The 22,955-nt window shown below is 55.7% G+C and carries 23 protein-coding genes; 11 read left to right on the plus strand and 12 right to left on the minus strand.

The features are described 5' to 3' along the window. Nucleotides 1-5 precede the first annotated feature (5 nt). The 3 genes from RYZ27_RS05380 to RYZ27_RS05390 are packed head-to-tail and all read right to left on the minus strand — an operon-like array spanning nucleotide 6 to nucleotide 3,918. Nucleotides 6-578: an anthranilate synthase component II gene (locus tag RYZ27_RS05380; RefSeq protein WP_406681341.1), complete on the minus strand. Its 573-nt coding sequence runs from the start codon at nucleotides 576-578 to the stop codon at nucleotides 6-8. Then, complete coding sequence (trpE, locus tag RYZ27_RS05385) at nucleotides 575-2,023, minus strand: anthranilate synthase component I (RefSeq protein ID WP_406681342.1); 1,449 nt, start codon at nucleotides 2,021-2,023, stop codon at nucleotides 575-577. The genes RYZ27_RS05380 and trpE overlap by 4 nt, the downstream gene beginning before the upstream one ends. Beyond that, nucleotides 2,020-3,918 (minus strand): SurA N-terminal domain-containing protein, encoded by a 1,899-nt coding sequence (locus RYZ27_RS05390; protein WP_406681343.1) that lies wholly within the window; start codon nucleotides 3,916-3,918, stop codon nucleotides 2,020-2,022. The genes trpE and RYZ27_RS05390 overlap by 4 nt, the downstream gene beginning before the upstream one ends. Nucleotides 3,919-4,004: 86 nt before the next feature. Between RYZ27_RS05390 and tpiA the strand changes: the two genes are divergently transcribed. The 3 genes from tpiA to RYZ27_RS05405 all read left to right on the plus strand — a co-directional run bounded on the left by tpiA (nucleotide 4,005) and on the right by RYZ27_RS05405 (nucleotide 6,976). After that, nucleotides 4,005-4,754: a triose-phosphate isomerase gene (tpiA, locus tag RYZ27_RS05395; protein ID WP_406681344.1), complete on the plus strand. Its 750-nt coding sequence runs from the start codon at nucleotides 4,005-4,007 to the stop codon at nucleotides 4,752-4,754. 78 nt (nucleotides 4,755-4,832) lie between these two features. Beyond that, nucleotides 4,833-5,279, plus strand: a complete 447-nt coding sequence (gene secG / locus RYZ27_RS05400; RefSeq protein WP_406681345.1) for a preprotein translocase subunit SecG — start codon at nucleotides 4,833-4,835, stop codon at nucleotides 5,277-5,279. A 62-nt stretch (nucleotides 5,280-5,341) separates the two neighbouring features. Next, on the plus strand, nucleotides 5,342-6,976 hold the full coding sequence (locus RYZ27_RS05405) for a CTP synthase (protein WP_406681346.1): 1,635 nt from the start codon (nucleotides 5,342-5,344) through the stop codon (nucleotides 6,974-6,976). Here the strand turns inward: RYZ27_RS05405 and xseA are convergent. The 4 genes from xseA to RYZ27_RS05425 all read right to left on the minus strand — a co-directional run bounded on the left by xseA (nucleotide 6,973) and on the right by RYZ27_RS05425 (nucleotide 10,231). Next, nucleotides 6,973-8,520 (minus strand): exodeoxyribonuclease VII large subunit, encoded by a 1,548-nt coding sequence (xseA, locus tag RYZ27_RS05410; RefSeq protein ID WP_406681347.1) that lies wholly within the window; start codon nucleotides 8,518-8,520, stop codon nucleotides 6,973-6,975. The two genes, RYZ27_RS05405 and xseA, sit on opposite strands and share 4 nt — an antisense overlap. Before the next feature lie 39 nt (nucleotides 8,521-8,559). Beyond that, nucleotides 8,560-9,027 carry a PaaI family thioesterase gene (locus RYZ27_RS05415; RefSeq protein WP_406681348.1) on the minus strand — a complete coding sequence of 156 codons (468 nt, stop codon included), beginning with the start codon at nucleotides 9,025-9,027 and terminating at the stop codon, nucleotides 8,560-8,562. Beyond that, on the minus strand, nucleotides 9,028-9,795 hold the full coding sequence (locus RYZ27_RS05420; RefSeq protein ID WP_406681349.1) for an SDR family oxidoreductase: 768 nt from the start codon (nucleotides 9,793-9,795) through the stop codon (nucleotides 9,028-9,030). Between the two features lie 85 nt (nucleotides 9,796-9,880). Then, complete coding sequence (locus RYZ27_RS05425; RefSeq protein WP_406681350.1) at nucleotides 9,881-10,231, minus strand: DUF423 domain-containing protein; 351 nt, start codon at nucleotides 10,229-10,231, stop codon at nucleotides 9,881-9,883. A gap of 717 nt (nucleotides 10,232-10,948) precedes the next feature. Here RYZ27_RS05425 and pnuC point away from each other — a divergent pair. Next, nucleotides 10,949-12,049, plus strand: coding sequence for a nicotinamide riboside transporter PnuC (gene pnuC, locus RYZ27_RS05430; protein WP_406681351.1), 1,101 nt, complete (start codon nucleotides 10,949-10,951; stop codon nucleotides 12,047-12,049). Here the strand turns inward: pnuC and RYZ27_RS05435 are convergent. Beyond that, nucleotides 12,046-12,495, minus strand: a complete 450-nt coding sequence (locus tag RYZ27_RS05435; protein WP_406681352.1) for a PaaI family thioesterase — start codon at nucleotides 12,493-12,495, stop codon at nucleotides 12,046-12,048. The two genes, pnuC and RYZ27_RS05435, sit on opposite strands and share 4 nt — an antisense overlap. A 106-nt stretch (nucleotides 12,496-12,601) precedes the next feature. On the opposite strand from RYZ27_RS05435, the gene RYZ27_RS05440 reads away from it, so the two are divergent. The 3 genes from RYZ27_RS05440 to RYZ27_RS05450 are packed head-to-tail and all read left to right on the plus strand — an operon-like array spanning nucleotide 12,602 to nucleotide 15,163. Next, nucleotides 12,602-13,699 carry a hypothetical protein gene (locus RYZ27_RS05440; RefSeq protein WP_406681353.1) on the plus strand — a complete coding sequence of 366 codons (1,098 nt, stop codon included), beginning with the start codon at nucleotides 12,602-12,604 and terminating at the stop codon, nucleotides 13,697-13,699. Next, nucleotides 13,692-14,744 (plus strand): phosphotransferase family protein, encoded by a 1,053-nt coding sequence (locus RYZ27_RS05445; RefSeq protein WP_406681354.1) that lies wholly within the window; start codon nucleotides 13,692-13,694, stop codon nucleotides 14,742-14,744. The genes RYZ27_RS05440 and RYZ27_RS05445 overlap by 8 nt, the downstream gene beginning before the upstream one ends. After that, complete coding sequence (locus tag RYZ27_RS05450; RefSeq protein ID WP_406681355.1) at nucleotides 14,741-15,163, plus strand: hypothetical protein; 423 nt, start codon at nucleotides 14,741-14,743, stop codon at nucleotides 15,161-15,163. Before RYZ27_RS05445 ends, RYZ27_RS05450 begins: the two co-directional genes overlap by 4 nt. A gap of 9 nt (nucleotides 15,164-15,172) precedes the next feature. Here RYZ27_RS05450 and RYZ27_RS05455 read toward each other — a convergent pair whose 3' ends face one another. Both RYZ27_RS05455 and dgcA read right to left on the minus strand, forming a co-directional pair. Continuing rightward, nucleotides 15,173-15,940: a hypothetical protein gene (locus RYZ27_RS05455; RefSeq protein WP_406681356.1), complete on the minus strand. Its 768-nt coding sequence runs from the start codon at nucleotides 15,938-15,940 to the stop codon at nucleotides 15,173-15,175. Nucleotides 15,941-15,942: 2 nt separating this feature from the next. Then, nucleotides 15,943-16,920 (minus strand): N-acetyl-D-Glu racemase DgcA, encoded by a 978-nt coding sequence (gene dgcA, locus RYZ27_RS05460; protein WP_406681358.1) that lies wholly within the window; start codon nucleotides 16,918-16,920, stop codon nucleotides 15,943-15,945. A gap of 99 nt (nucleotides 16,921-17,019) precedes the next feature. Between dgcA and RYZ27_RS05465 the strand changes: the two genes are divergently transcribed. The 4 genes from RYZ27_RS05465 to RYZ27_RS05480 are packed head-to-tail and all read left to right on the plus strand — an operon-like array spanning nucleotide 17,020 to nucleotide 20,446. After that, complete coding sequence (locus RYZ27_RS05465; RefSeq protein ID WP_406681360.1) at nucleotides 17,020-18,153, plus strand: MlaE family ABC transporter permease; 1,134 nt, start codon at nucleotides 17,020-17,022, stop codon at nucleotides 18,151-18,153. After that, nucleotides 18,150-18,920 carry an ABC transporter ATP-binding protein gene (locus RYZ27_RS05470; protein ID WP_406681361.1) on the plus strand — a complete coding sequence of 257 codons (771 nt, stop codon included), beginning with the start codon at nucleotides 18,150-18,152 and terminating at the stop codon, nucleotides 18,918-18,920. Before RYZ27_RS05465 ends, RYZ27_RS05470 begins: the two co-directional genes overlap by 4 nt. After that, nucleotides 18,921-19,883: an MlaD family protein gene (locus tag RYZ27_RS05475; protein ID WP_406681362.1), complete on the plus strand. Its 963-nt coding sequence runs from the start codon at nucleotides 18,921-18,923 to the stop codon at nucleotides 19,881-19,883. Further along, nucleotides 19,883-20,446: an ABC-type transport auxiliary lipoprotein family protein gene (locus RYZ27_RS05480; protein WP_406681363.1), complete on the plus strand. Its 564-nt coding sequence runs from the start codon at nucleotides 19,883-19,885 to the stop codon at nucleotides 20,444-20,446. Before RYZ27_RS05475 ends, RYZ27_RS05480 begins: the two co-directional genes overlap by 1 nt. Nucleotides 20,447-20,507: 61 nt before the next feature. Here RYZ27_RS05480 and RYZ27_RS05485 read toward each other — a convergent pair whose 3' ends face one another. Both RYZ27_RS05485 and RYZ27_RS05490 read right to left on the minus strand, forming a co-directional pair. Further along, nucleotides 20,508-21,710: an acyl-CoA dehydrogenase family protein gene (locus RYZ27_RS05485; protein ID WP_406681364.1), complete on the minus strand. Its 1,203-nt coding sequence runs from the start codon at nucleotides 21,708-21,710 to the stop codon at nucleotides 20,508-20,510. A gap of 12 nt (nucleotides 21,711-21,722) precedes the next feature. Then, entirely contained in the window at nucleotides 21,723-22,838 is a 1,116-nt protein-coding gene (locus tag RYZ27_RS05490; RefSeq protein WP_406681365.1) for an acyl-CoA dehydrogenase family protein, read from the minus strand. Nucleotides 22,839-22,955 lie beyond the last annotated feature (117 nt).

The following is a 22,955-nucleotide window of genomic DNA, read 5'->3' on the forward strand; positions in this document are numbered from 1 at the left end:
CTGATTTAGCTGGCCAGAAAATTCTTCAGCATTGCATGTCCATGCTCGGTCAGGATGCTTTCGGGATGAAACTGGACACCATAAACGGGGCGACTGACATGATGGACAGCCATAATTTCACCATCCTCTGTGAAGGCATCGGCAATGAGCGTTTCTGGCAAATCCTCTGCTCGGATTGAGAGCGAGTGATAACGCACCACGTCAAAGGTTTCCGGCAGGTCTTTGAAGAGTGGGCCACCTTTATGCGTAATTGGGCTGATCTTGCCGTGGCGAATTTCCTTCGACGTGATGATCTTGCCGCCTTCGGCTTGGCCGATGCTCTGATGACCAAGGCAAACCCCCAGGATTGGCAAATCTGCGGGGGCGCGCTGGACCAGTTCAACGCAAATGCCTGCTTCATTTGGCGTACAGGGCCCGGGAGACAGGACGATCCCGTCCGGCTTTTGAGCCAGAACCTGATCAACGGTCAGTTTGTCATTACGCACGACCGTTGTCTTAGCACCGATCTCTTCGAGATAGTGGACAAGGTTCCACGTGAACGAGTCATAATTGTCGATGACGAGAATATTTTTCATCATTGGTCAAACTCATACGTGGCGGCCAAAGCTGCGGCTTTCTTAAGCGCATTGGCTTTGTGAACGGTCTCGTCAAATTCATATTGCGGGTCAGAGTCGAGCACGACCCCGCCGCCAGCCTGAATATGAAGATTGCCGTCTTTCAGCACAGCCGTACGCAGGGCGATACAGGTGTCGAGATCGCCATTCCAGCCAAAATATCCAATCGCGCCGCCATAGATTCCGCGAGAGTTTTGCTCCAACTCGTCAATAATCTGCATGGCGCGGATCTTGGGAGCGCCAGATACTGTTCCGGCAGGCAAACCTGCGAGCAGGGCGTCGACGGCATCGAGCCCTTCACGCAGATCACCCTCAACATGGCTGACAATATGCATGACATGGCTATAGCGCTCGACGATGAAGCGCTCAGTCACCTCTACGCTGCCATAAGCAGCGACCCGGCCAACATCATTTCGGCCAAGGTCAAGCAGCATTAGGTGCTCAGCAATCTCTTTCTGATCGGCCAGAAGGTCGGCCTTGCGCTCAGCATCGATGACTGGATCGCCAGAGCGTGGCCGGGTTCCGGCAATTGGCCGAATAGCGACGCGGCCATCACGCACACGCACCAGAATTTCCGGGCTGGATCCAACCAGACGCACGTCCCCAAGGTTCATGTGAAACATGAAGGCCGAAGGGTTCAGGCGGCGCAGTGCACGATAGAAGCTGATCGACTTGCGCTTGTAGGGCGCGCTGAAGCGCTGACTCGGCACAACCTGAAAGATGTCACCAGCTTTGATATAATCGCGGGCGGTTTCGACCATATCGAAATACTGGTCTTTCGTTGTGTTCGACTCAAAGTCGAGTTCTTCGCTTTCGCCGTCTCTGGGGCTGAGCGGAAGCGGGCTTTCCAACGCGTTTTCAACATTATCCAGCAGCCGGGCAATGTGAGCTTCCTCGCCCTTGCTGTAGCGCCCAATCAAGAGGAGCTCCTGATAAAGGTGATCAAAGATCAGAACCACGCCAGGTATGATCAAAAGTGCTTCGGGCACCTCAAGCGCATCTGGCTTGGTGATGCTGACGGGCTCAACATGCTGAATGAAGTCATAGCCGATATAGCCAAAGGCGCCGCTTGCCATTGGGGGAAGGTCTGCTTCGCCTTCAGGCATGATCGCGCGGGCACTTTCTGCAAATTCCCGCAAGGCATCTCTGGGTGAAGCATCAAGCTTTTGCGCTTCAACAAAAGCAATATTTTCGCTGACTTCACCAATGCCATCTTTGACGCGCATCCATTGGCGTGGTGCCAGACCAATGAAGGAATAGCGGCCAAGTCGCTCACCACCATGGATGGATTCAAACAGAAAGGTGCCTGGAGTGTCAGCACCCAATTTCATCATCGCACTCACAGGGGTTTCAATATCCCCTGGTCGCCGCCGGATGATTAAGTGATCACGGCCTTGAGTGTTCGTCATTGAACAGGTGCGATTCGGCGCTTGTAAGCGTCTAGAGCTGCCGGATTGGTCTCAAGCTCCATTTCAGACTGAATTTCCAGGAAGAAGGCTTCAAACAGGTCACCTGACAATTGCTCTTGCATCCCGACTGAGGCGCTCTCCGCCAAAATATCCAGCGTCTCCGGGGCTGGACGGTCGATAACGGTTGCTTGCAGGATAATCATTTGCCCTGGCAGGCCCGGACCAGAGATCACGTCGCCTTCAGCATCAATTTCGAACAGACCATTGATCAACTGGGGCGGCAGATTGGCTTGTGGATTGGCTCGTGAGAGCGGGCGAGGGTTGGACTCCAGCACGGCATCGTAACGCGCTGCTTCCTCTGCAAGGGTCGATTCACCACTTGCCATGCGGCTTTCAATCTCGCCAGCAACAGCTTGCAACTGATCAGACTGCTGTTGCAGACGCCAGGCAACAGCCAGACGATCTTCAACTTCTTCAAATTCAGGCATGCGTTCAGGGATGATCTGGTCAACGCGAGCAAGCCATGTGACTTCATCCTCGCCAAAGCGCTCAGTGGTGCGTCCCTCCTGACGGTCAAAAGCCTGTTGTAGCAATTGCGGATACTCGGCGAGGGGGCTGTAAAACGCGCCTGAGGCTGAAACACCGCGACGGTCAACAGGGGCAAAAGTCAACACAGGCGCACCGAGCTGAGTGGCGATTTCTTCAAGGCTTGCGCCAGTTCCGATCAAGTCGTCAAAACGAGGCAGCGCATCATAAAAAAGGTTCACGGCCTGCTCACGCGCAAGCTCAGCTTCAATCTCATCTCTGACGAGTTCAAACGGTGTGGCTTCGCCCGGCGTAATGCTTTCCAGACGGATAACGGTCCATGCCGAACCAATTTGAACAGGTCCGTGCAGTGAGTTCGGGGCTGAGACGCGGCTGAAAACTTGCTGAGCAAAGCGGGCATCGGCAATGCCATCCTGCTGTGTCGTGCGTGTATTCGAGCTTAGGAGCGCTGTCAGGTCACTGGCGGTTGCGCCACCTGCAATACGGCCAAGAGCATCTCGCGCTTCTGCTTCAGTCTGAAACTGAAACTCGGTTATCGTGCGGCTATCCGGGCCTGTGTAACGCTCTGGTTTGTAAGCTTCATAAAAGCCGATCAGATCATCTTCGGAAAACTCAGCCTGACCTGTAAAATCATCAACCGAAACGCGGAGTAGTGTGATTTGTCGGCGCTCTGGTTCACGCAGAGCATCCGTACGCGAATCGTAGAGCGTGCGTAAATCTTCTTCTGTCGGTTCACCAATTTCCGGCAGCGCGTCTTCTCGAAGGGCAAACCAGCTTGCGCTGCGAAGTTCGCCCGTGAAAGAGGCTTCAATTCTGGCTAGAGCATTTGGAACGCTCAGCCCTGAGGCCGGTAGCATACGCAAACGATTGATTGTCAGGTCCCGCTCAATCGTGTCTTCGAACGTGCGGGGGGTGAAACCATTGAAATCGATCAACTGGCGGTACTGGTTCGGATCAAACACACCCGTTGTATCTCGGAAGGCTGGATCCTGAGTAATTGTCTTCTGAATGACATCCTGCGTTGCTGTGATACCAAGCTTGTCGCCGTAAGCGCGTAGGGCAAGATTGAATTGCTCGCGATTGTAAATCTGGTCGATCAGGCCCCGTTCCAGCGCCTGTTCTTTTGAGATCGCGCGACCGCGGTCATCTTCCGCGTTACGCAATTCACGCTCAACAATTCTATCAAACTGCGTATCAGAAAGCGTACGCTGTCCGGCACCAGCCAGATTGTTTCCCAACCCGCCGCTGAAGACATCGGTCACGCCCCAGCCTGCCATGGCAATGATCACGAGACCAAAAACCAAAAGGCCCAGTTTTGAGCGGAGCATACTGCGCATAAGGGTAAGCATGAACGGGTTCTTCTCTTAAGGTCGGTTGTTACTCTGTCAGATGCTTGCTAGGCGAGCACGCTAACTTGTTCAAGACGGGGCATCACATGGTTCGACCACTGATCGCGGGAAACTGGAAAATGAATGGGCTAAAATCAGCCCTTGCTGAGGTTGAAGCCGTTAACACGGCTTTGGCTGATTATCCAGACAAGGCTGATTGCCTGATCTGCCCACCTGCAACACTTGTTGCAGCCATGGCCACGAAAGCCAGCGCGCGTCTGAAGGTTGGTGGCCAGTACTGCCATAATAAATCAAGCGGGGCGCATACCGGAGATATTTCTGCCGAGATGCTGGCTGATGCCGGTGCAAGCTACGTGATTGTCGGGCATTCAGAGCGCCGTGATGATCATGCCGAGCGCAGCGCCTTTGTGAAATCACAGGCTAAGGCGGCTTTGCAGGCTGGGTTAATTCCGATCGTTTGCGTAGGAGAGGATTATCAACAACGGGCAAAGGGGGAGACGGCAGAAGTGATTGAGCGTGTGATGCGCAAGTCCCTTCCGGAGCTTTCCGAGAATGCCCCTGGATTGGTGGTTGCATACGAACCAAAATGGGCAATTGGGACAGGCGAAATCCCAACCATGGCAGAGATTGGTGAAGTTCACGCCCTGATTCGGCGCGTTCTCATTGATGCCTATGGTGAGGTCGGGCGCTCAATGCCGATCCTGTACGGCGGTTCGATGAAGCCGGGCAATGCAGCAGAAATTTTGGCTGTGCCAGAGGTCAATGGTGGATTGATTGGCGGTGCGAGCTTGAAGGCGGCTGATTTCATGGCCATTTACGAGACTGCAATCCAGTAGGACTGACCCGCAGGGGTTGGCGCGCCGTCACTTTGCGCGTAAGTCCCGCCAATTGAATTTCGGAAGGCCCTTGCCGCTATGACAACTGTTATCCTCGTCATTCATATTCTTGTATCTGCGGTTCTGATCGCGGTTGTCCTGATGCAACGCTCTGAAGGCGGTGCGCTGGGGATTGGCGGCGGTGGCGGCGGCGGTGGTGGCCTGATGAGTGGTCGCGGTGTTGCCGGCACGCTGGTGCGTACGACGATTATCTTTGGCGCAATCTTCTTTATCACAAGCATCGGCCTGACGACGATTGCCAGCCGTAGCGGTGATCCGCGCACAGATATTGAGCGTGAGCTGGATGACGAGTTTGGCGGCGCTGCAGACATCGCTCTCGGCGATGATCCAACCAGCCGGAGTGTGATTGAAGCCGATGACTTGCTGGGCACAGGCTCTTCCGACCCGCTGGCTGATGAGGGGCAACCTTCGACAGATGTTCCCGCTGACCCAGCTTCCGAAGACCCACTCGCTGATCCACAATAACCTTCAGAAAGGGCGTTCTCTTACGCTGTAGGCGCACGCCGAATCAGGCAATCTAGATTCCCATGACTCGCTATATTTTCATTACTGGCGGCGTGGTGTCCTCTTTGGGCAAGGGTATCGCCTCCGCGGCACTCGGAGCTTTGCTACAGGCGCGGGGTTACAAGGTTCGCCTCCGCAAGCTGGACCCTTATCTGAATGTCGATCCCGGAACGATGAGCCCGCGCCAGCATGGCGAGGTTTTTGTGACCGATGATGGCGCTGAGACCGACCTCGATCTCGGCCATTATGAGCGCTTTACCGGCGTTTCAGCGCGCCAGTCAGATAATATTACAACAGGCCGCATTTACTCGACGATTATCGAGAAAGAACGCCGCGGTGACTATCTTGGCGCGACCATTCAGGTCATTCCGCATGTGACCAATGAGATCAAAGATTTCGTGCTCTCTGATGCCGGGGAAGGCGTTGATTTCGTTCTCTGCGAGATCGGCGGTACAGTTGGCGATATTGAAGGTCTGCCTTTCTTTGAAGCGATCCGCCAGCTTGGCCAGGAACTTGGCCCGCAGCGCGCCTGTTTCATTCACCTAACCTTATTGCCTTACATCCCGGCAGCGGGGGAAATGAAAACCAAGCCGACCCAACACTCTGTTAAAGAGCTACGGTCTATCGGTATTCAACCGCAAATCCTGCTCTGCCGTTGCGATCGCCCGATCCCGGAAAATGAAAAGGGTAAGATTGCCAGCTTCTGTAATGTCCGCCCCAGCAGTGTGATCGAAGCGCGCGATGTCGGCCATATCTATGATGTGCCTGCCGCTTATCATGCAGAGGGATTGGATGATGAGCTGCTCTGGCATTTTGGTCTGAGCGATGCGCCCGAGCCTGATCTCAGCCAATGGCAACGCATTGCCGAGACCGTCCATAATCCTGATGGCGAAGTGAATATTGGGCTTGTCGGTAAATATGTTGATGTGCCGGATGCCTATAAGTCCGTGATGGAAGCGCTGACCCATGGCGGTCTCGCCAATACGGTGAAGGTCAATATCAACCTGATCGACAGCGAAGCCTTCGATGATGATACGGCCCCCATTGATGTGCTTGAGGGCATTCATGGCATCATCCTTCCCGGTGGATTCGGCGAACGCGGCGCACGCGGGAAAATGCGTGCAGCCCGGTTTGCGCGGGAACGCAAGGTTCCTTGCTTCGGCATTTGCTACGGGATGCAGCTTTCCGTCGTTGAGGCGGCGAGAAATCTTGCAGGCATTGAAGATGCCGCCACAACCGAGTTCGGCCCAACCGAGCAACCTATTGTTGGCCTGATGTCGGAGTGGACCAAGGGCAATGAAAAAGTCACACGCGATGAGACTACGGACATGGGTGGCACCATGCGCCTTGGCGCTTATCCAGCGCGTTTAAAAGAAGGCTCCAAGGTCGCCGAAGTGTACGGTACGCTCGACATTTCAGAGCGTCACCGCCACCGCTATGAAGTGAACACAGACTATATCGAACGGTTGGAAGCCAAAGGCGTGGTTTTCTCTGGCATGTCGCCCGATGGTGTTTTGCCTGAAATTATCGAGCTGGCTGATCATCCCTGGTTCATCGCGGTGCAGTACCACCCGGAGCTGAAGTCACGTCCGTTCGAGCCGCATCCGCTCTTTGCCAGCTTTATTGAGGCTGCGGTCACCCAGAGCCGTCTGGTCTAAAGCAACTGCCCCTGACTATCGTCAGATTTAGGGACTGGTTTTGGCTTCGCGGGTTTCTTCTTTTTCGGCTTCGGTGGCGTTGATCCCGTTGTGGTCACTGCCAGATCACCATCGCCGAGGGTCACGGTCAGCGGTGTGCCTGTGCCAACCCCGCCCACGCCGCGTAACAAGTGCCCTTCATCTGTGCGAACGATCGCATAGCCCCGTTTCAGGGTAGCTTGATAGGAGAGGGTTTCGAGCAGTTTAGCCTCTGCCTGTAGAGCACTTGCCTTTCGCTCCATAATTCGATCCAGAGCCGGGCGCGCGCGGATCGCTGTGCGCTTTAAGTCTTCGCGCGCGCGCTTTGTATCGGCTTGTAAGGGTTCCGGGCGCAGGCGCGAGGCGATGCGGGAAAAGCTGACTTGTTTGCGCGATACCGCTTGTTTCAGGCCAGCGCCAAGTCTGGCGGTTGCATTGGCCAGCAGGGCTGTCTTCTCTCGCACAACTTGCTTCGGGCTGATCAGTTTTGCGCTTGCGGCTTCAAGGCGGGCTTTGCGGCGCTCCAGCAAGGTTTGGGCTGCGCGAGGCAGGCGCTCAGCCGCGGTGTCCAGCCGCTGTCGTTTCGTTTCCAATAGGCGCTCTGGCCTTGGCAGGCGTGTAGCGGTCAACCGCTCCCCAGCGCGCCGGGTTTGGCGTGTCAGGGCGCGCTTGGTGCGTTGATCCAGCTCATCGACCTGCAGGTGCAATTCAGATCGAACCGGCACAGCAATCTCGGCGGCACCTGTCGGTGTAGGCGCGCGGGCGTCAGAGACATAATCGATAAGGGTCGTATCGGTCTCATGCCCAACCGCAGAGATAAGCGGGATCTCGCTTTCAAACGCTGCGCGAACCACAGCCTCTTCATTAAACGGCCAGAGGTCTTCGATTGACCCGCCTCCACGTCCAACGATCAACACGTCGGGCCTGTCTTTCCCCTTCATCGCGTTAAAACCACGGATCGCGCGCTCGATTTGTGGCGCAGCCGTATCGCCCTGAACCAGAGCAGGCCAGAGGATTACGCGAACCGGGAAACGGTCCTGTATCCGATGCAGGATGTCGCGGATAACCGCGCCAGTTGGCGATGTCACAACGCCAACGATTGAGGGCAGGAAGGGCAGGGGTTTCTTATGCCGCTGATCAAACAGTCCTTCAGCCGCCAGCTTTTTTTTACGCTCCTCCAGCAGCGCCATCAGCGCGCCAGCTCCGGCGGGTTGTAAGCTGTCAGCAATCAGTTGGTAGTTCGAGCGCCCCGGATAGGTGGACATGCGCCCGGTTGCGATGACTTCAAGGCCCTCTTCGGGTCTGAAATTCAGGCGGCCAACCTGACCTTTCCACATAATCGTGTTCAGGACGGCTTTGTCGTCCTTGATGTCAGCGTACATATGGCCGCTGCGCGCGATCGTGACCCGGCCAAGCTCGCCGCGCACACGCACGCGATCATACGCGGTCTCAATTGTCCGCTTCAAGGCAGCGGATAATTCTGAAACCGTTAGTTCAGCAAGATTGGAAGAAGGCGAGTCGGACATGGAGTGAGTTTAGGCGGCTAAAACGTGAACGTCACCCACTCAAGTCTTCGGGCCGAGTTCTTCTCTGGAGCGAATGGCCTTGGCTGCACTGATGCGCGCGAGGTGGCGGCCTTGCTGGTCACGCCAGTCCGCTTCGACAAAGCCTGTCGTGCGACCACGGCTGACCAGTCGTCCCTCGATTGTGATCAGGCCATTCGGAACTGGGCGGAAGATGCGCGTTTGCAGCTCTGTCGTGGTGAACCACTCACCATCTTCCAGGGCACTTGCCATCGTCATTGAAACGATATGATCAGAAAAGCCAGCGATCCAGCCCCCGAAAACGCGATCTGGCTGAATGTCCCGGTCGCCCGCGTTTGGCCATTCATACAGCGTATAGCCGTAGCGAACCTCTTTGAGCCACTCGCGTGGATTGATACCAAGATTGCGGATGCCAGCAGGAAGCGCCCACGCGCCAGAACGAAGGTTAGCGAAGAACTCTTCCTGCTGTTTCGAGAGGTGTGTACGCACCTAGTTTACCGTCGCGCCGCCATCAATGATCATCATCTGGCCTGTCATGAAGCTGCCAGCCGAACTGGCGAGATAGACGGCTGCACCAGCGATTTCGACAGGCTCGCCAATCCGGCGCAGTGGTGTCGTCGCGGTTGCACGCTTGAGGGTTTCCGGGTTCTCCCAAAGAGCGCGGGCAAAGTCAGTCTTGATCAGGCCGGGGGCAATTGCATTGACGCGAATATTGTCTCTGCCGAACTCCTCAGCGAGGTTGCGTACGAGCTGGAAATCAGCGGCTTTAGAGATGTTGTAAGCGCCGATGACCGGGGAGGCACGTAGGCCACCAATCGAGGATACGATGATCACGGCACCATCCTTACGCTCCTTCATTTGTGGGGCGCACATCTGGATAAGCCAATGATTTGAAATGATATTATTTGAGAGAATTTTCTCAAACTGCTCATCAGAGATGCCGCTCATCGGACCATAATATGGGTTTGAGGCCGCGTTACAGACAACAATATCGACCTTGCCGAAAGCGTCATTCGTAGCGTCGACCATGCGCTGGAGCTCTTCCTTGGAAGAGATGTTGGCTGGAACGGCAATGGCGGTTCCTTCACCATGCTTGTCATTGAGCTCCGCGGCAACTTCCTGACAAGGGCCGGGCTTGCGCGAGCTGATCGTTACCTTAGCTCCGGCAGCAGCCATTTGCTCGGCGATGGCCTTGCCAATGCCGCGGGATGAACCAGTGATGATGGCAGATTTTCCAGTAAGATCGAACAAGCTCATTTAGCGCTCCTAGGTGGGGACATAAAGTATATGAAAGGGTGATAGGCGGTATACGGAGGGGTGACGAGGGGTGCCGCCGGGAGACCTAGGACGCGCGCATGGCAGCGAAAGCCACCAAAGCCCAACCCGTCAGCATCGCAACACCGCCGATCGGGGTGATCGCGCCGAACCAACGTGGCGCGCCAAGCGTCATGGCATACAGGGTTGCTGCAAACAGGAGAGCGCCAAGCAGCAGAACAAGGCCACCGATCTGGATGAGGCCGCTACGACCGGACAAGCCAATTGCGAAGGCCGCGATCGCGTGAGGGAGAAGATAAAAGGTTGCCGTTTGCCACCAGCTCATCGCCTTGGCGTCAACCTTGCCCTCCAAGCCATGCGCACCGAAGGCGCCTAGAGCGACAGCGAGAAAGGCGGCGAGGGCAGCAAGAGTTGTCATGAATTCTGTCTGCCTCGAAATAGCCTATGCAGAAAATCTAGAGCATGGCTGTAGAAGTGCAAACAGCCATGCTCCGTAAATAATTGAATATAGCTTAGCCGTTTGGTGGGCGGTCACATTCGGCAAGCACCCAAACACCATCGCAAACCCATATACACCCAAATGGACCAGATTGGTCTGGGTCGAGCAGAACGCAATTATTGTACCGCCTCTCAGTTTGATCAGCCCATGGAGCCAAAGACATATTTGTAGATGACGTCATAAACTCATATGCGATTGGCGGCATCGGAGCATGATCTGTCGACTGCTCGGTTGATAGTTGAGCGCTAGACAAAGCAAATGGTATCAAGGCTAAAGATAATAGAAATTGCATTGCGTATTCTCCTGTTATCAAGGAACTAAAGGAGCCTGGCCAAGCAAGTCTAAAATACATGAATGAGTAATTGATATCCATATTGATGATCAATAATATTTATATTATTTCAATTATTTATAGTTAAAATGAAACTAATATAAATAGTAATATTATTTTATTTGCATTTTTGTTGATCTATTTTCTTCTTATCCATGCGCGATCGCATGCCTGAAAGGCGCACGTATAACTGTGCCGACAAGAGGATGGCTCTTGAAACCTGTTTCAAGACTCGGCAGTGGAATAGCCTTGGTTCACTTCCGACTGTGAGCTTGTCGCCTATCTATGCCGAAGGATCTTAGATTATGACGCCGCTTCTTTGGCTGGAGATTGCTGCAAACGCTGCATTGGTGACAGCCGTTTTCCTGGCGGCCCGGAACTTGGCGATTAGCTGGCTGGTCGGTATTCTGGGATGTATCCTGTTTGGGATCTTCTTCTTTCAGATCAAGCTCTATGCTGATGTCACGCTGCAAGTCTTCTTTATCGTAACGAATGCGATTGGCTGGTTGAACTGGCAGCGGGGTGGGCAGGCGCAAACTGTCTTGCCGGTTACGCGCGTCCAGCCGCTTTGGCATCTTATCCTTTACTTCCCTATCGCGGCCTTAGCGGCATGGGGGTATAGCGAGTTGTTGCTGCGGTTTACCGACGCGCATTATCCGCTGTTTGATTCCACAATCCTGACATTCTCAATCGTTGCCCAGCTTCTGCTGATGAAGCGGAAGCTGGAAACCTGGATTTTCTGGCTGATTGTCAACTCGGTTGCCGTGCCGCTTTATTTTGTCAAAGACGCGCACGTCACCGCTTTTGTATATTCGATTTTCTGGTTCAATGCGTTTTATGGCTTCTGGAACTGGCGGCGGGAGATGCACCGAGACAAAGCGGAAGCGGCGGCCCGCGTGATCAAAACGGTCTGTTTTGTCGGGGCGGAATCAACTGGCAAGTCGACGCTTTCTATCCGCTTGGCCGAAGATTTGAGCACGGTCAGTGTTGAAGAATATGGGCGCACGCTCTGGGTGGAGCGAAACGGCAAGCTCGATTTTGAGGATTACCTCCATATCGCCAAAACGCATATTGCGATGGAAGAGCAAGCCAAGGAGGAGGCCACCGCCTTTGTCTTTGTCGACACAACACCGCTCACAACCCTGTTCTATTCTGAAGAACATGTTGGCCGGATTGATCCCCAGCTGAAAGCGCTTTCAAACCGCACCTACGATTTCACCTTCCTGTGCCACCCGGATTTCCCAATGGTTCAGGATGGCTGGCGTGGCGAGGAAAGCTTCCGGCAGGCCCAGCATGAATGGTATATCCGCGAGCTTAAGGCGCGCGGCGTACCTTATATCAGTTTGACGGGTACACTTGAGGAAAAAGTCGCGAAGGTGAAAGCGGTCTTGGCCGACGCTGATTAAGTCGCGCGGGCGCGTTGATCCTCGCGGGGCAGGGCATAGGTGACAATCGCCTGGCTTGCGGCTTTGTCGGCGCCTTCAATGCGAATGTCGACGTCCATCACGGCAAGCGCCTGACCAATTTTCATCACTGTTGCATCGGCAAGCACGACATCCCCGATACAGGGGCGCAGGAAATTGATGTTGAGATTGCTGGTCACGGTCATGGGTTCCATCCCGGTCAGGGTCATCACCGCCATATACGCGGCGCTGTCAGCAAGGCCCATCTGGGTTGGACCGGACACATACCCGCCGGGGCGTAAATGCTCCTCGCGAACCTCCAAACGCTGTACTGCGCGTCCAGGCTCCATAACCGTGACCTTCGCCTGATGATCTGGACGATAAAAGGCTGCAGACAAGAAGCTGTTGGCTTCGTCGACGGTCATCTTGCTGGGGCCTGAATAGCTCATAGGGGTCTCCGCTGGGGAAGCCATTGACGGCTTGTCGGTTTCACGGCCAACTTACAAATTCAAGGTGATCCGAAAAGAGATCACGTAACGGGAGGAGTGACACGTCATGCTGACCGCAGGGGACGAGTATCCAATTCACCAGACACCGGAACCTGTCGCGTTTTCGGGGTCTGATCGAAATTTCTATGATCGCTATTTCTTCAATGGCTATTCGGCAGATGGTTCGGTTTTCTTCGCCGCGGCTTTTGGGGTGTATCCACATCTCAATGTCATGGACGGGGCCGTCTCGATCCTGAAGGATGGCGTGCAGAAATCGGTTCATGTCAGCCGCGTTCTGAATATGCAGCGCATGGATACCCGGGTTGGCCCAATGTCGATCGAGGTGTTGGAGCCGCTCAAACGCGTACAATTGAAATTGGAGGAAACTGAAGGGATTGCGCTCGATGTCTCCTTTACTGGACGACATTTTCCGATTGAGGAGCCGCGGTTCACCTATCGTCAGGGCCCGCGCATGCTGATCGATTGTACGCGTATGACCCAGAACGGGCATTGGGATGGGACACTGTTGGTCGATGGCGAGGCGATTGAGGTCAAAAGCTTCCTTGGCACACGTGATCGCAGCTGGGGCGTGCGCCCGATTGGTTCAAAGGATGAGCAACCTGTCTTGCCCCTGCAAATACCGCAATTCTACTGGCTGTGGGCACCGATCAATTTCCCGAACCTATCGCTCTACTTCCATGTGAATGAAGACGGGCAGGGCGAGGCATGGAATACGCGCTCTGTATTGGCCATGGATGGGGCTGACCATGACGGCCTGCTACACCTCAATCGTCCGAAAATGGATGTTGATTGGCGTGAAGGTTCCCGCCGGGCAGCCTCTGCGACCCTGCATGTCGAGGATGGGCAGGGACAAGCCCATGAAGTGAGCTATGAGCCGCTTTCAACCTTCATGATGAAAGGCATTGGGTATGGCCACCCAAGCATGGGGCATGGCAGCTATCGCGGTGACCTGAGCGTGACGCGTGAGGACCTGACGCCGGATAATTTGCCATGGCAACAGCCTGATAATCTGCACATTCAGGCGATTGTGAAAGCCACGCATAAAGGCCCCGGCGGGCAGACAAGTGAAGGGATAGGGATTCTGGAACAGCTTTGCCTCGGCCCGCATGCGCCTAATGGCTGGAAGGACGTTTTGGATGCTTGAGGAAGAGGTCGCCCAAAAGTTCGCCGCCTATGCCGAAGCCCGGCTGCCCGGTGCGCGCAGTGTCAGTGTCGCCGCGATTAGCCGCATTCATGGCGGGGCGAGCCGTCAGACTTACTCAATTGATCTGGCTTATGAGGATGCCACCGGGCCAAAGACCAAGGGTCTGATCCTGCGCCGCGATCCGCCTGACAGCCTGATTGATACCGAGCGGCGGATCGAGTTTGCCGCGATCAAGTCGGCTTATGGACAGAATGACCTGCCGGTGCCTGAAGCGCTATTTTTGGAGACAGAAACGGAGGCTATGGGCGCGCCTTTCTTTGTCATGGGGCGGATTGAGGGCGGTGAGCCGCTCAACCCGTTCAAGATGGATGCGATTGAGCCGCATCGCAAAGCCGTGGGTGAGCAATTTTTCCGTCACCTGGGGGGCATAGCGGCTTTGCCCGTGACAGGATCAGCGCTTGCTGATGAGGTTGATGTGCCTGCGCCGGATCAATGCTGGCGGCGGGAACTGGATTATTGGGCGAATGAAATTCGGACCAATGCGGCTTCACCTCAACCGATAGCAGAGGCGGCGATCCGTCATTTGGAACGCAATCCACCGCCACCGGCACAACGGCTTTCCATCGTGCATGGCGACTATCGTACCGGGAATTACCTGCATGATGGCGCCGGGCGGATCAATGCCATCCTCGATTGGGAAATGGCGCATATAGGCGACCCTTATGAAGACCTCGCCTGGGCGACGGACCTGCTCTGGTGCGGAAATGATCAGGAGCGTGCGGCAGGGTTTATGCCATGGCCTGAAGCGATAGGCATCTGGCAGGAAGCGTCCGGGGTGCAGTTCGACCCGGTCGCGTTTGAGTGGTGGTCAATCTTCTCTCATGTCAAAGCGCTCGGCATCTGGGTCAGCTCCGCCAAGGCATTCAAGGACGGCGCGAATGATGACCCCATCCTCGCTTGGTCAGGCTGGTTCACCCATGCTGCCCATGAGCTGATGATCGCGATGCGGCTTGGTCCGAAATATGGCGCAGGAGGTCCACAATGAGTGATATTGGTATGATCCTGGACCGGATCGGGCGCAAACTCGTCACTGAAGTCGCGCCCAAGCTGGAAGGGGATTATTCCGGTGGCCATGCTGGAATGTCTGGCCTGATGGCGGTCATGGCTGGTGAGATGTGGGATGGCGCTGCTGATCGCCTGTTTACCGAGATCAGCGATATGCGGGCGCTGTTACAGGCGGCGGGACGACAGGTGCAGGTGCCTGATGCGCCGAGCTTGAAAGTCTCGGACCTGACAGCTGAACGCGATGCTCTGGCCCGGCACCTGATTGAGGTGCAGCGAGATTTGGAGGTCAGAGAGGATGAGCAAAGCAAGCTGCTCAACGCGCAAATCTGGCTCTTCCTGATTCAGACCGCCACCGCACGCATGCCCAGCCCACCAGACTTTCCGGATGCGGAAGGTTGAAACTGCCGGTCAAACTAAGGATTTTGGTTTGTATTGATGCGCGTAATAATCTGCATGCCAGTCTTTATACTCCCCAAACAGACCGACATTTGCCTCATACAGTGTGTAAAGAAGGTCCTTGGAAATGTAGTAATCTAGAAAATCTCTCGCGAGATGGAATTGCGTATTTTCTTTAAAAGCAAGACCATAATGATGCTCTCTAGCAAGCCACTTACCGGAATCTGCTTTATCCCACTTAAGCATAGATGACTCTAAATCTATATTGTCGGTAATACTCGGTGGGTCTATAATATAAAATTCGCCATCTACTCTTTCATCTCGATAGTAGACCTCTGTCGCTAGCACTCGATCTTCAGCCAAAGGCTCCACTTGCCGCAGGATTTCAAAAACAGCAGCACTCACCAGAATGGCACTAGGTGCTCTAGAAGGACAAAAAGCAGGAAGCGGGGGAGGCCGTTTAAGTTTTTTGCCTCCAAAGCGAACTTTTACAGGATCATTGGGCTGAAAATCTTCCTCAATCTGTCTAAATCCGTGCCCAAAAGCAAACATCACTTCACGATTAGGGCGGTTCACATACCGATACATTGACTCGTCGTAGCCAAATTCCCAGTCGCCATAATCAAGGGCATCTATTTTGCGAGCTTCATAGCCTGGTTTGAAATGCTCGGGACCATGTAGAACGTACTTCCCCTCATCAAATGGGAAGCCTTCATGAGTCTTCTGCTGCAGAAAGCGACGTGTTACTTCCGGAATATCATCCCAATCAACCAATACCATGATTACCCCCACAGTTCTCGCTTCGGGGGGCTAACGATACCGTCTTTGTAAGTCAGGCCATGCTCAATATCGTCCTTGAGCCAGAGGGGGCCGTCGAGGTCGATGAGGTCTGCGGCTTGGCCCAGCAGGAGGGCCGGAGCCATACTGAGCGATCCGGCAACCATGCAGCCGACCATGACGCCGAGGCCGCACCTGCGGGCCTCATGCAGCATGCGTAGGGCTTCGGTAAAACCGCCTGCCTTGTCGAGCTTGATATTGACCGCATCATATTTCTTGGCGAGCGCCTGCAGATCGCTGGTCTGGTGGACGCTTTCATCGGCGCAGATTGTAACATGGCCAGGGCGGCGCAGCAGGCCGTCATCGGATTTTACCGGGAAAGGCTGCTCGATCAGCGTGACCCCAAGCTCAGCAGCATCGCGGACAAGGGCCGGGAAAGTGTCGGCATCCAAGCCTTCATTGCCATCCAGAACCAGTTTGGCATCAGGGCGTGCGGCATGAATGGCGGCGACGCGATGAAGGTCTTCCGGACCGCCGAGCTTTACTTTTAGGATTTTCGCCGGGGCGGCTTTTGCCGCGGCTGCCATTTCCGGCGCGCTGGCAAGGCTGATCGTCATAGCGGTTGGCAGAGGCTTAGGTTTTGGGAGGCCGGCCAGCTCCCAGACGGGGCTTCCGCTGGTTTTGGCTTCTAGGTCCCACATGGCGCAATCGACGGCACAGCGGGCGGCGCCTGCCGGTAGACGGTGTTGCAGCTCCTTGCGGGTCATGCCGGCTTGCAGGTCCTCAGCAATACCCTGAATTTGTGCTGTGACGCTGACAACACTTTCGCCATAGCGGCTATAGGGCACGCATTCACCGCGCCCGGTTTTTCCGTTTTCAGTGAGGCTGATTTGAAGTGTTTCAGCGCTGGTTTTTGCGCCGCGTGAGATGGTGAACGCAGCCCGGAGCGGGGATGACACGTGCTGGATTGAAAGTGTGCGCATGTAGAAACCCTGATCGAGACTTGTAAAATTTGATGCTTGCCCTGCGGCCAGTCTTAAGTCCTGCTGTGTAAGGGTAAACGCAGGATTAGGGAAACCGTTATGCAGGAACCGCAATTCGACTTGTTCGAAAGGGATGGCCGCGTGCAGTTGGTGCTGCGCGGAGCCTGGACGGTTTCGCAAATTGGGTCGTTGGATGAGGCTTTGCGGGCGGCGAGTAATGGTCTCGACTCCGGCAATCGCCCCTTGATTGATTGTGAGCAGATCGCAGAACTCGATACAGCAGGGGCCTATCTGATTGATCGAACCATTCGCGAGATCACGGCGGAAACCCCTGACATCAAAGGCGGGGAGGACGCTCAAGCCTTGCTTATACAAGCGCGGACGGTAGCGACCCGCATTGAAGAGGCCCCGAAAATTACCGAGCCAGGACATGGCTTTATCGACCTGCTGGAGCGAACAGGCCGCGGCGCTCTACACCTCTGGGAAGAGCTGGTGGAAAGCTTGTCTTTCTTTGGCGCGATGCTGGTCAGCGTCGCCGGGGTCGTTTTGCGTCCGCATAAGATGCGCTGGACGGCGCTGGTGGCGGTGATGGAAGAGAGCGGTCTGGATGCTGTGCCGATCGTGGCTTTCCTGTCTTTCTTTGTCGGCATGGTCGTGGCGTTTATCGGGGCGACGACGCTTTCGGATTTTGGAGCAACGATTTTTGTTGTCGAACTGGTCGGTTTTGGACTGTTGCGGGAACTGGCCGGGGTGCTGGCTGCGATCATCATTGCTGGTCGGACCAATTCCGCATTTACCGCGCAGATCGGCGCGATGAAAATGCGTCAGGAAGTTGATGCGATGACCACGCTTGGCCTTGAGCCGATGGATGTTCTGGTCGCGCCGCGCGTTCTGGCTATGGTGCTTATGGTTCCGGTTTTGACCTTTGTGGCTATGGTTGCCGGAATTGCGGGCGGCATGACGGTTAGCTGGATGGCGCTTGATATTACACCAACCGTCTTCCTCAATCGAATGCAGGATTATGTCCCGGCCACACAATTCTGGATTGGCATGTCCAAAGCTCCGGTATTCGGGCTGGTCATTGCTTTGATCGGATGCCGTCAGGGGCTGCAAGTTGGCGGGAGTGTGCAATCGCTTGGTCAGCATACAACCAAGTCTGTCGTGCAGGCCCTGTTCGCTATCATTGTGATCGATGCCCTGTTCGCATTGTTCTATATGGAGCTGGGCCTATGAACCATGAGGTCGCCATCAAGGTTCGCGGCCTGAAAACCGCATACGGCACGCATGTCGTGCATCAGGATCTCGATCTGGATGTCCGCAAAGGCGAGGTTATGGGTGTGATCGGGCCATCGGGATGTGGCAAGTCCGTGCTTTTGCGGGCGATTGTTGGACTCAAGGAGCCAGCCGCCGGTGAAGTCGAGGTGTTTGGACAGGATGTCCTGCACTTGCAGGGGCAGGACCGCGACGCGTTGCAAAAGCTCTGGGGCATTATGTTTCAGGACGGGGCTTTGTTCTCGAACCTGACGGTTCAGGAAAACGTCATGGTGCCGATGAAAGAGCATACGGATTTGCCTTTGTCCTTGATGAAGGAGCTGGCGGATCAGAAAATCCGGATGGCGGGGCTTGAGACTTGGGCCGGGCGGAAGTTTCCGTCTGATCTTTCTGGCGGTATGCGTAAACGCGCGGCACTGGCGCGCGCGCTAGCGCTCGATCCACCAATTCTGTTTCTGGACGAGCCAACCGCCGGGCTCGATCCGATTACCGCAGCGGGCTTTGATGCGCTGATCCGCGAATTGCAGACCTCGCTTGGACTGACTGTCTTTCTGGTTACGCATGATGTGGACACATTGGCGGTGACCTGTGACCGGATTGCCGTCCTTGGTGAGAAGCGTGTTTTGGCGGTCGGAACGATGGCGGAATTGCGGGATGTCGACCATCCGTGGATTCAGGATTACTTTGGTGGACCACGTGGCCGTGGCGCGATTATGGGAGCTGGATAGATGGAAACCAGAGCAAACTATGCCCTGATCGGGGCGTTCGTATTGATCGCAGCCGCAGCAGTCCTGGGGTTTGTCCTATGGCTTGGCGCGACCCAGCTCAACCGCGACTCGGCGACTTATGACATTGTCTTTCAGGGGCCAGTAACGCTCGAAGAGGGGGCTTCAGTCCGCTATATCGGGATCAAGGTTGGGGAAGTGGAAAGCGTACGCGTTGATCGCCGCGACGCCTCGAAAGTTCGCGCGCGCGTGCGCATCGATCGCAGCACCCCGGTAAAAGAAGATTCAACCGCAAGCATTGATATTGCCGGGATTACAGGGGTGACCTTTGTGCAGATCAATGCCGGTAGCGAAGAAGCGGGGCCACTGCAACCGCCCCCTTATCAGGACATTCCAGTGATCCGTTCTGTACCGACGCCGCTCAGTGAACTATTTGCCAGTGGCAGTGAGATTGCTGGCCGCGCTGGCCAGGTTTTGGATCAGAGCACCAAGTTGCTGAGTGATGAGAACATCGCCCAGCTTGGCAGCCTGATTGAGAATGCGGATAGCATTCTCGCAACCGTCGCGGTTGAGGATGAGCAAATTCTCCGGGAAGTTCGTCAGACTCTGCAAAGCTTGCAGCGGGCTGGGGATGACCTCTCTATTGCGGCCAATGCAACGACACAGATCGCGCAATCTAGCGAAGCGGAGATCGCTGCGATATCCGCTGACCTGCGCCTTGTCCTCGCGGACCTGCGGACAGCGACAGCCTCGGCCAATTCCGGTTTTGAGGAAGGGGAAGCGGCGCTGGCCTCTGCAAAAGAGCTGATTGATGGACCAACGATGGCAGCCATGAATGAAACACGTGCGGCAGCCCAGGATTTACGGGTGTTGATTGCTCGGCTTGACCGAATTGCCCGTGACCTTGAAACCAACCCACAGGGGCTTGTTGTCGGCACCCCGCGCCCATATGAGGAGGCCCGCTAATGCGCTATTCCACTTTTGCTGTCATGGCTGCCATCGTTGCGGCGTCGGGGTGTGTTTCTGTTTTGCCTGAGCCGACCACGCCGGAGGCTTTGTATCGGCTCGATGCGGCCAGTCCACAGGCTCTTCCGGCGACTGTCATGATCCGTGAGCCGGAAGCGCCGCAAATCATGGCCGGGCGCGCTATGGTGCGGGAAGATTTGACTGGCGCGATGCGTTTGGTGCCGGACATTGAATGGGCCGGACGCGCGACACGTCTCATGCAGCTTGCGCTCGTGGACAGTTTTCAAGGCGGGGAAGGCGGCGCTGTTCTACCTGAAAGCGGGGTTGGGGCATCCTACGAATTCAGTGTTCGTTTGACGACGCTCGGCTTTGTTGGCGATCGCGCCGTTTGCGAAGGGACCGCTACTCTGCTGGACACACGTACACGCGAATTGGTGCATCAGGACCGTATTGAGCGGGACCGCGCGGCACCGGATAGCGACCCACGTGACCTCAAAGCGGTGAGCGAAGACTGCGTGGCCGATTTTGCCGACATGCTTGTAACGGCGATTTCCTCGAAATGACATGAAGAAGCCGGGACACAGCCCGGCTTTTTAACAGTTTGTCTGTGGCTGAGCTGCGGGTTTAGCCCTGCTTCAACTCATCGAAGGGGATGTCCTTATCGACCCGCACATCCTGCGGCAGGCCGAGGACGCGTTCGGCAATGATATTCTTCAAAATCTCATCCGTACCACCAGCGATCCGCAGGCCCGGTGCCCACATGAAGCTTTGCTGGAACAGGCCATCAGCGGGCATGTCGTCACCGGTCATCAGGCCATAATGGTCCTGCATTTCGATCGCCGAGTTACAGATATCCTGTAACTGGTTGGCGGTGATGATCTTGCCGATGGAGTTTTCCGGGCCAGGGGTCTGGCCTTTGGAGAGGGCTGTTTGTGTGCGCAGCTTGGTCAGCTTGTAGCCCTGCGCGGCGACATACCAATCAGCAAGATTCTCGCGGAAAGCGGCATCGCTCATGGTGCCCGCCTGTTTGGCATAGTCCATGATTTCAGACCAATCCGGGCCGGGTGAGCCGCCAACCGCCAGACGCTCATTCATCAGCGTAACAATGGCAACTTTCCAACCTTGTCCAACCTCGCCGAGGCGATCGGAGTCCGGAATGCGGACATCGGTGAAGTAAACTTCGTTGAACTCGCGCCCGCCGGAGGCCTGGTGGATCGGGCGGGCTTCAACGCCGGCTTGCTTCATGTCCACGATGAACATGGTCAGACCTTTATGCTTGGCGGCTTTCGGGTCGGTGCGCACCAGCAGGATGCCGTAATCGGAATAGTGCGCACCTGAGGTCCAGACTTTCTGGCCGTTGATTACCCACTCATCGCCATCCTTGACCGCGCGGGTTTTCAGGCCCGCAACATCAGACCCGGCAGCAGGCTCTGAGAAGAGCTGACACCAGATTTCCTCACCCAGCAGGGCTTTTTGAACGTAGCGCTTCTTATGCTCGTCAGACCCGAACGCGATGACCGTTGGGATACACATGCCCAGACCGATTGTGAAGGGCCCGGTTGGGGCATCGAATTTGCCTTCTTCCTGCCCCCAGATGACCTGTTGCATCGCTGTGCCACCGCGGCCACCCATCTCCTTGGGCCAGGTGATCTTGGCATAACCGGCTTTGGCTTTGGTCGCTTGCCATTGCTTGGCCTGCTTCATGAATTCTTCGCCAGAGACACGCTGGCGCAGGGGTTTCTTGCCCTTGGGTTCCAGATGCTGGCTGAGGAAGGCGCTGGCTTCGGCGCGGAATTCGGCTTCGTCGGCTGTATCGTTGAAATCCATATCTACTCTCCCTTATGCCGCATTCTTCATTTCGAGGGCGCGAACCAGTTTTTCTTTCCAGACTTTCGGCGCGCCCGCCTGAACTGCCAACAGCTTTGCGCGGCGATAGAACAGGTGGCAATCGACTTCCCATGTGAAGCCCATACCACCATGGGTCTGGATGTTTTCCTTGGAGGCGAACCAGAAGGCTTCGCTGGCGGCTAAGCGCGCGGCAGCAGCGGCTTCGGGCAGTTCGCTGGCATCCGTCGAGAGTGCCCAGGCGCCATAATAGCAATTGGAGCGGGCAACCTCATTCTTGACGTACATATCAGCAAGCTTGTGCTTGATCGCCTGATTGCCCCCGATGGGGCGACCAAAGGCATAGCGCTCCTTGGCATAGGCGGTTGCTTCTTCGAGGCACCGTGTTGCGCCGCCAAGTTGCTCAAACGCGAGCAGAACGGCAGCGCGGTTCATGATCGCATCATGCAGGTCGCCACCTTCACCTGCCGCGCCGAGGCGCTGGGCCGGGGCGGCCTCAAAAGTGATCTCGGCATGTGAACGGGTCGGCTCAAGCGTTTTAACAGGTGTGCGTGTGACACCGGGGCCTGTCAGGTCGACCAGAACGAGGCTGGCCCCTGAGCCTTCTTTGACCAGTACGATGGCATGAGTGGCCACATCGCCATCAGTAACCGGAACTTTCTTGCCCGTTACAGCCGTGCCATCGAATGTTGTGGTGAGTTTGGCCGGGTCCGGATGACCGGGGCCTTCGCTGGCGGCGTAACAGCCGATGACATCGCCTGTTGCGACACCGGGCAGGGTGGCTGACTTTTGGGCGTCACTTCCTGCGAGCATCAGCCCCTCAGCGAAGAAATAGACGGTTGAAGCGAACGGCACCGGGGCAAGGGCGCGGCCCATCTCCTCGGCCAGAACACATAGCTCAAGTGAGCCAAGGCCAAGGCCGCCATGTTCCTCTGGAATGGCCGTGCCTAGCCAACCCATTTCAATGACTTTCTGCCAGACGCCATCATGGTGGCTCTTGTCATCATTATCCAGAACTTCGCGGACATGTTGCGTCGTGCATTCGGCATCGAGGAACTTTCGTGCCTCATTGCCGAGGAATTTCTGGTCTTCGGAAAAATCGAAATTCATGGCCGACCGGCCTCCCATTATTATTTCTTATAGGGCGAGAATAGCGTGGTTGACGTGCGCGGAAACCCGTCACGTGGGGGAAACATTACCGAACTGAATATTGCGCCCGGTCATACA

This window comes from Hyphomonas sp. FCG-A18 (genome assembly GCF_045287255.1).
Classification (GTDB): Bacteria; Pseudomonadota; Alphaproteobacteria; order Caulobacterales; family Hyphomonadaceae; genus Henriciella.

What these genes read in the sequence shown, in the direction of transcription:
- RYZ27_RS05380 (WP_406681341.1), bottom strand. Translation starts at nt 578, where the DNA reads ATGATGAAAAATATTCTCGTCATCGACAATTATGACTCGTTCACGTGG.
- trpE (WP_406681342.1), bottom strand. Translation starts at nt 2,023, where the DNA reads ATGACGAACACTCAAGGCCGTGATCACTTAATCATCCGGCGGCGACCA.
- RYZ27_RS05390 (WP_406681343.1), bottom strand. Translation starts at nt 3,918, where the DNA reads ATGCTTACCCTTATGCGCAGTATGCTCCGCTCAAAACTGGGCCTTTTG.
- tpiA (WP_406681344.1), top strand. Translation starts at nt 4,005, where the DNA reads ATGGTTCGACCACTGATCGCGGGAAACTGGAAAATGAATGGGCTAAAA.
- secG (WP_406681345.1), top strand. Translation starts at nt 4,833, where the DNA reads ATGACAACTGTTATCCTCGTCATTCATATTCTTGTATCTGCGGTTCTG.
- RYZ27_RS05405 (WP_406681346.1), top strand. Translation starts at nt 5,342, where the DNA reads ATGACTCGCTATATTTTCATTACTGGCGGCGTGGTGTCCTCTTTGGGC.
- xseA (WP_406681347.1), bottom strand. Translation starts at nt 8,520, where the DNA reads ATGTCCGACTCGCCTTCTTCCAATCTTGCTGAACTAACGGTTTCAGAA.
- RYZ27_RS05420 (WP_406681349.1), bottom strand. Translation starts at nt 9,795, where the DNA reads ATGAGCTTGTTCGATCTTACTGGAAAATCTGCCATCATCACTGGTTCA.
- RYZ27_RS05425 (WP_406681350.1), bottom strand. Translation starts at nt 10,231, where the DNA reads ATGACAACTCTTGCTGCCCTCGCCGCCTTTCTCGCTGTCGCTCTAGGC.
- pnuC (WP_406681351.1), top strand. Translation starts at nt 10,949, where the DNA reads ATGACGCCGCTTCTTTGGCTGGAGATTGCTGCAAACGCTGCATTGGTG.
- RYZ27_RS05435 (WP_406681352.1), bottom strand. Translation starts at nt 12,495, where the DNA reads ATGAGCTATTCAGGCCCCAGCAAGATGACCGTCGACGAAGCCAACAGC.
- RYZ27_RS05440 (WP_406681353.1), top strand. Translation starts at nt 12,602, where the DNA reads ATGCTGACCGCAGGGGACGAGTATCCAATTCACCAGACACCGGAACCT.
- RYZ27_RS05445 (WP_406681354.1), top strand. Translation starts at nt 13,692, where the DNA reads ATGCTTGAGGAAGAGGTCGCCCAAAAGTTCGCCGCCTATGCCGAAGCC.
- RYZ27_RS05450 (WP_406681355.1), top strand. Translation starts at nt 14,741, where the DNA reads ATGAGTGATATTGGTATGATCCTGGACCGGATCGGGCGCAAACTCGTC.
- RYZ27_RS05455 (WP_406681356.1), bottom strand. Translation starts at nt 15,940, where the DNA reads ATGGTATTGGTTGATTGGGATGATATTCCGGAAGTAACACGTCGCTTT.
- dgcA (WP_406681358.1), bottom strand. Translation starts at nt 16,920, where the DNA reads ATGCGCACACTTTCAATCCAGCACGTGTCATCCCCGCTCCGGGCTGCG.
- RYZ27_RS05465 (WP_406681360.1), top strand. Translation starts at nt 17,020, where the DNA reads ATGCAGGAACCGCAATTCGACTTGTTCGAAAGGGATGGCCGCGTGCAG.
- RYZ27_RS05470 (WP_406681361.1), top strand. Translation starts at nt 18,150, where the DNA reads ATGAACCATGAGGTCGCCATCAAGGTTCGCGGCCTGAAAACCGCATAC.
- RYZ27_RS05475 (WP_406681362.1), top strand. Translation starts at nt 18,921, where the DNA reads ATGGAAACCAGAGCAAACTATGCCCTGATCGGGGCGTTCGTATTGATC.
- RYZ27_RS05480 (WP_406681363.1), top strand. Translation starts at nt 19,883, where the DNA reads ATGCGCTATTCCACTTTTGCTGTCATGGCTGCCATCGTTGCGGCGTCG.
- RYZ27_RS05485 (WP_406681364.1), bottom strand. Translation starts at nt 21,710, where the DNA reads ATGGATTTCAACGATACAGCCGACGAAGCCGAATTCCGCGCCGAAGCC.
- RYZ27_RS05490 (WP_406681365.1), bottom strand. Translation starts at nt 22,838, where the DNA reads ATGAATTTCGATTTTTCCGAAGACCAGAAATTCCTCGGCAATGAGGCA.